The 6501-nt window shown below is 66.0% G+C and carries 4 protein-coding genes and 2 pseudogenes; 1 reads left to right on the top strand and 5 read right to left on the bottom strand.

What is annotated here, in order from left to right; genetic code table 11:
* Window positions 1-231: 231 nt before the first annotated feature.
* From ACOJVU_RS08250 to ACOJVU_RS08230, 5 genes and pseudogenes are all read right to left on the bottom strand, one after another.
* On the bottom strand, window positions 232-1455 hold the full coding sequence (locus tag ACOJVU_RS08250) for an amidohydrolase family protein (protein WP_421529325.1): 1224 nt from the start codon (window positions 1453-1455) through the stop codon (window positions 232-234).
* Window positions 1456-1532: 77 nt separating this feature from the next.
* Window positions 1533-2579, bottom strand: coding sequence for a hotdog fold thioesterase (locus tag ACOJVU_RS08245; RefSeq protein ID WP_421529324.1), 1047 nt, complete (start codon window positions 2577-2579; stop codon window positions 1533-1535).
* Between the two features lie 381 nt (window positions 2580-2960).
* Complete coding sequence (locus ACOJVU_RS08240; RefSeq protein WP_421529323.1) at window positions 2961-3929, bottom strand: acyl-ACP desaturase; 969 nt, start codon at window positions 3927-3929, stop codon at window positions 2961-2963.
* 530 nt (window positions 3930-4459) lie between these two features.
* Window positions 4460-5695 (bottom strand): annotated as a pseudogene (locus ACOJVU_RS08235) (class I adenylate-forming enzyme family protein); the annotation flags it as partial.
* A pseudogene (locus tag ACOJVU_RS08230) lies at window positions 5692-6048 on the bottom strand (acyl-CoA dehydrogenase family protein); the annotation flags it as partial. The pseudogenes ACOJVU_RS08235 and ACOJVU_RS08230, both read right to left, overlap by 4 nt.
* Window positions 6049-6260: 212 nt before the next feature.
* On the opposite strand from ACOJVU_RS08230, the gene ACOJVU_RS08225 reads away from it, so the two are divergent.
* On the top strand, window positions 6261-6431 hold the full coding sequence (locus ACOJVU_RS08225) for a hypothetical protein (protein ID WP_421529322.1): 171 nt from the start codon (window positions 6261-6263) through the stop codon (window positions 6429-6431).
* Window positions 6432-6501: the final 70 nt, after the last annotated feature.

The raw sequence follows: 6501 nt of genomic DNA, 5'->3' as shown, positions 1-6501 counted from the left end.
CGGTCGAATACGAGGCGGCCCACTACGCTGAACGTGCAACCGCAGAGACGGAGGCACACCAGTAACCAAGTGTGCACGAAACTCGGGGCGGTTCAGTCCTACCTCACGACGCACACCGAGACGCCGGCCCTGTGGATTTTCTTGGTGTGCTACATCGGCTTCGCCGTGTTGACGTGGGTTGTGTACGTGCGTGGATCTGTTGCCCACCGCGGATAGGTTGTGACCCGGTGGTCAGGCTGAGACCGTCTTCTTCGAGGCGGGCTTCTTCGAGGCGGGCGCGGAGACCTTCATCAGCTTCATCATGTTGCCGCCCATGATCTTCTCGACGTCCTCCCGGCTGAATTCCTTGAGCTCGTCAACGAAGGAGAGCGGGTCCTTCAGGCCCTCGGGGTGGGGCCAGTCGGATCCGAAGACCACCCGGTCGGTGCCCACCATGTCGACGATCTCGGCGAAGCGGTCCTCCCAGAACGGGCTGACGTACACGCACCGTTTGAAGCTCTCGATCGGGTCCTCGCTGAATGCCTGCGGCATCTTCTTGTAGACGCTCGTGAGTCCCTTGAAAAGGTGTGGGACCCAGCCGGCACCGTTCTCGATCGACAGGATCCGCAGGTCGGGATTGCGGGACAGCGCGCCGTGGCAGATCAGCGCACCGAACGCGTCCTCGATGGGCCGGTGGCCCATGGCCAGGCTGCGGAACGCGGTCGGCTTGAACGGCAGGAATTCGTCGCCGGGCTCCCAGATGTTGAGCAGCTCCGAGTAGCCGCTGTCCGAGGCATGCATCGAGACGGGGATCTCGGCGCGCACGCAGGCCTGCCAGAACGGGTCGAACTCCTCGAGTCCGAACGAGCGGCTGCCCCGGTAGCCGGGCACCGGCGCCGGGCGGACCAGGACGGTGCGCGCGCCGCGCTCCAGGCACCACTGCAGTTCCTCGAGTGCGCGTTCGACGATCGGCAGCGTGATCACCGGGGTCGCGAAGATGCGGTCGCGGTAGTTGAACGACCACTGCTCGTACATCCACTGGTTGAGCGCGTGGATGACGTCGTGGGTCATCTGCGGGTCGTCCTTCATCCGCTCCTCGACCAGGCTGGCCAGCGTCGGGAACATCAGGGCGAAGTCGAGGCCGAGCTCGTCCATCACTTCCAGACGCGCGGCCGGCTCGCGGAAGGCGGGAATGGCCTTCATGGGCTCGCCCAGGATCTCGCGGTAGCTCTTGCCGCCGCTGCCGTTGCGAAAGTATTCCTCCTGGGCTCCGGGGCGCGCGACCACCTCGAACGTCGGGTTGGGGATGTAGTCGCTGATGTGGCCGCGCACCACGATCTTGGTGCGACCGCGAACCTGCACGTAGTCGATGACGTTCTTGCGCTTCTCCGGGAGGAACTTGGTCAGCGCCTCCTGCGGCTCGTACAGGTGGTTGTCCGCGTCGAACACGGGGAAGGGAAGCTCGCGAGACGGCATGGCGATCTCCTCGACGTCAGGATTCTCATTGTGCGGTAATGACGTTACCACTTTTGCGGAATCGGGTGTATCGGCTGCTACTCGGCCCCCAGGCCCGCCGTCGGTGTCGCCCCGTGGACGATCGCGAAGTTCACGGTCGCCGTCGCGGCGAGCTCGTCTCCCTCGTCGTGGCCGTCGCCGTAGATGTCGACCTGCATGACCATCGCCCGCCGGCCGGTCCGCAACATGCGCGGCACCGCCACGGCCGAGCCGCTGCGGATCGGCCGCAGATAGCGGACGAACAGGTCGGCGGTGGTCATCGTGGTGCCCGGCCGCAGATGGTCCAGGCCGAACTGCCCGCCCGCCACGTCCACCAGCGTGGCGATCAGACCCCCTTGCAGGGCCCCGGAGGTGTTGACCACCTGGGGGCTGACGGGCATCCTCATCGCGAACTCGCCGTCGCGGGTGCCCGGCCGCATGCCGACCTGAGCGAACAAGTTTCGCAGGGAGGGCGCGGCAGGCTCGTCGTCGGCGTTCCGGATGCCCAGAGCGCGGCTGCAGAAGTCATACAGCTGGCCCGCGTCGACCGGTGTTCCGGTCAATTCGGTGCCCAGCCAATGCAGCCGCCGCGCGCCCATCACGGTCTGCATCACGATCGCGGCCGCCGACCCGACATCGAGTTCCGGGCTGAACACTCCCTCGGTGATGCCCTGGCCCACGATGTCGCTGATCAGCTGATGCAAGGGGGACAGCACCCGGGCGTATTCGCGCGGGCATGTCTCGGCCAGATGCTGGTTGTAGAGGGTCAGCGCCCGGTTGAGGCTGTCCTGGGTGGTCGACTCCGGTTGCTGGCTGATGCGGTCGAGGACGAGATTGAGGGCGGCGGCACCGTCCAGTGCGGCGGTTTCGGCACGCCACGACAGCACCGATTGCGCGATGGTTCGCTCGAACAGCGCGAGCAGCAACTCGTCTTTGCTGCGGAAATGCTGGTAGAAAGCCCGCAGTGAGGTTTTCGAGCGGGTGACGACCTCCTGCACGGTGAAGTCTGTGCGTCCCGTTTCGCCCAGTATCGCCACGGCCGTCCCGATGAATCGGTCGCCACGTGTCACTTCGGTTTCATCGGTTTCATCGCCGGGCGCGGTCATGTGCTTCCTGGTCCCCTTCCCCTCCGAATTGCCTGCGCTTCGAGAATGAGGTTACCGCGCGCGGCGCGCGTACCCGCTCACCTCAGTGGCGGGTCGTCGTGGTCGGGTGGGGCGGCATCGTGGGCGACCTCGGCCGGCTCCTGCGTGTCGAGCCGGCTCATCTGCAACGGCCGTGGTCGCCGGCGAGTTTGGCGATCGCCTGGGCGCGCGGTTCGGTGATCCCGTCGAATTCCGTGCGGATGTCGGGGTTGTTATGTCGGGGTTGTTGTCGAGTCCGCGGAGGGCCGGGAGCGTCGACGGAAAAAAATCCGCACCGCCACGGGCCGCCACTCGGGGACCGGTGGGGATGCGTATGCGATGTGGCTGCTCACTGCGCGACCGTCAAACGGCTCGGACTTTACTCCCTGCAGTCTGGCGGGCAAGCAGGCGGTCGCGCTGTTCCTCGAACTTGATCACTTGGCGTTGAAGGTCTTCCAGGTAGACGGCGAGTTGGTCGCGGCGTTCTTCGCCCCGGGGCGTGAGGTCGTCACGTTCGAAAATCCGCAATTTGCGTAGGTTCGGTGTCAGGACTTCATCGAGGTGCTGGCGTGGGTCATAGATGCCGTGTTTGGCCATCAGCACGCCGTTGCGGCGGAAATCGGGCATGTTCTGGCCGGGCATCCGAAAGTTCTCCACGACGTCGGAAATCGCGTGCAGGGCCTGATCGGGTGCGAGATCAAGCGCCGCGCTGCACATGTTCCGATAGAAAATCATGTGCAGATTCTCGTCGGCGGCCACGCGCTGCAGCATCCGGTCAGCGATCGGGTCGTTGCACACCTTGCCGGTATTGCGGTGACTGATGCGAGTAGCAAGTTCTTGGAACGTGACATAGGCGACCGACAGCAGAAAGTCGGTCTTGTGTCGCTCCTCCTCCTCGGCGGTGGCTCCGAACCCCTTCGTCACATGCTCCACGCGCGCCCGCTCCAGCGCCACCGGGTCAACGCCACGAGTGACAACGAGATAGTCACGGATCACGATGGAATGCCTATTCTCCTCGGCTGTCCAACGGCCGACCCATGCCCCCCAGGCGCCATCAAGGGAGAAATACTTTGCCGCCTGGCGGTGATACGACGGCAGGTTGTCCTCGGTGAGGAGGTTGGTGATCATTGCCGCCTTCGCGACCGGGCTGAGCTGAGACTGCTCCGGCGCCCAATCCGCGCCGCCCATCCTGGCGAAATTACGGGCACAATCCCAGGGCACATAATCATGTGGATGCCACTCGGACGCGACCGACAAGTGTCGATTGAGATTGGTTTCGGCGATCGGCTCCAGCTCGCGAAGCATATCCAGATCGGTTAACTGACTCGACATTGCCGTCCGTAGCAGCGGGAGGTGGGCCTTGCCTCGCGTAGTGGACACGGGATTGTGGTTGCGGGGCCCCGGGCAGCCTAACGGGTGTGCGGGTTGTTTCAAAGCTCTACGGCCTTGACTCGCCCGAACTCCGCGCGAGACGCACTCGGTGCCTGCCCGATCCCGCCGTCGTAGTGCGCAGTATCTGGACCCGATCCCGTTCATTCGCCCGCCGGCTCGCCGGTCAACGCACACTGCGGCGGCGGCCCGCGACCGAAACATCGCGCTGTCGTACACGATGTCACCCGTGGCCGACCCGCGACCAGCGGTTATCTGCGTCATCGCCTCGAGCGGGCCGGGCTTGACGACATCCTGTTCTTCGGCGCCTCCGCCCTGATCCATCAGATCAGACCGGCCGGGACTATCTGCGCGCGATCGACAACCTGGCGCTGCAAGCCTTGGTCGCCGACCTCGCGACCCGCGCCGCCGACAAGGCCGTCGCCAATGGGAGCGTCAGACCATCGCTGCCATGCCTGGGACCGCGGCCGGTCTTCCGCGGGAAAGACATTGGCGCCGCCGGTGATGATCATGTCGACGCGGCGGTCGACGATGTAGAGGTAGCCGTCCTCGTCGAGGTATCCGATGTCGCCGGCGCAGCGGAAGCCGTCCTGGGTCGACGGCAGCGGCGCCGCCCCACCCAGGTAACGGTAGCCCGCACTCATCGGGGCGCGCAGGTACACGTCGCCGTGTTCGCCGGGGCCGAGTGTTTCGCCGCCGGGGTCCACGATCCGGATTTCGGTGTCCCGGAAGCCCCGGCCGACGCTGCCCGGATGGGCCAGCCATTCGTCGCCGCGCAGCGCCGTGAGCCCGAGGTTCTCGGTCATGCCGTAGGCCGTCACGAACCGCTCCGGGCTCAGCAACTCAAACCACGTGTGCATCAGCGACGGGGGCATCACGGCGGCGCCTTGTAGGACGAACACGATGCTGGAGAAGTCTCGTTGGCCGACGTCGGGCAGCGCCGCGATGCGGGCCAGCATCGCGGGCGTGGCCGTGAAGTTGCTGACCCGGAAACGTTCGATCACGCCGACGGCCAATGCGGCGTCGAACCGTTCCAGGATCACCAGATGATCACCGGCCAGCAGCATCGAAAAGGTCGCAAAGCCGTTGGTGTGATACATCGGCACGGGAACCATGATCGTCTGCGGCTGGGCCACCGGCGTCCAGTGCGACAGGAACGGCTCGCCGTGCTGGGGCATCCACAGTGACGGCGCCAGGTTGAGGATCACCTTGGGCACTCCGGTAGAACCGCTACTGCAGATTCCGTTGGCGGTGGGGGAAACGGCGGTGGGCAGGGGACTTTCGGACTCGCCCGCCGCTTGCGCCTCGAGCACCCACCTGCTTGCGTCGTCGACGACCACGGCAGGCTCGATCGCGGCGCGCACCCGGTCTCGTTCCCATTCGGGCAGATCCCAGTGCATGGGGATGGGGACCGCACCGATCTGCCAGCAGCCCATGGCGGCCAGCGCCAAATGCAAGGAGTTCGGGATCGCCAGTACAACAAAGGAGCCCGTCTCCGCACCTGCGGCGGCAAGGGCGCGGCCCCACTGATTGGCGCGGGCGTCGAGCGCACCGAAGGTCAGCGACTGCTCGGTGCCGTCCACCGCGACAACCGTCACGGCCATGTCATCGGTCCGTTGTTCGGCAAGCTGCGCCAGCCTGACGCCGAAGGGTATGCCATCCGCCAGCGGGTTCTCGGGCGCCCGAGCCGCGACCTGGTCGGTACTCATGCCGATAACGCCCCGGTGAACAGGGTCTCGAGGTGGCCGTCGCGAACGTCGGGGATCAGTCGAAGCGCCAGCGCCTCGACGTCCAGCGGCAGCCGGGTCAGCGGCTGGGTGTGCCGGTCGAGCACGCTGATGTCGGACTCGTCGCAGAAACCCAACGCGCCGAGCAGCTGATGCGCGGTGCGCAACACCTGCCGCGCGGTGTCGGCGGCCTTGAGTCGCAGGACAAGTGCGTCGGCCGAACGCGCCGGGGGCCCCTGATTTTCGGCGCGGGACACCGTGTATTTCGCGAGTTCCTCGAGTCCGCGTACCGCGACCGAGGCGTCCGCGACGGCGAACCTGACGGGCTGGAACTCCCCCCGGCCGGAGTCCTGTGGAGATGCATCCCGCCCAGCATGCCCTGGCGGCGTTCCGGCCAGGGATGATCGCGCGCGCCCGGTGCATCATCGACACCGCACCCGCCGCCCGGCCCAGCCCGCGGAAGGCGTGCGGAGACCACGTCTCTTCGCCCCGTTCGGAGTAGATCGCGGCCATCCGTTCGGCGGGGCCACCGGCAACGATCGAAAGCGTGCGGGGCGGCGGTGACGGCCGCGTCGACGTCCTCGGGACCGGTTGTCCGGAAGTGCCCGATCTGCTCTACGGAGTGCGGAATCGGGTGCTTCGCAACGCCAACACCGGGCAGGCCGCCGCGCTGGCCGAGGATCCTGAGGCAGCTAGCGGGAGTTTCCGGTCTTCGTAGTTGAGCGGCGTGTCTTGTGTTGTGGTGCTTGAGGTTTGTGTGATTGAAGTGTATTACCCATATATGGCTT

The organism is Mycobacterium sp. THU-M104, from assembly GCF_049197365.1.
Taxonomy (GTDB): domain Bacteria; phylum Actinomycetota; class Actinomycetes; order Mycobacteriales; family Mycobacteriaceae; genus Mycobacterium.
The sequence above is the reverse complement of the archived record's forward strand: the minus strand, read 5'-3'. Positions and strand labels throughout refer to the sequence as shown.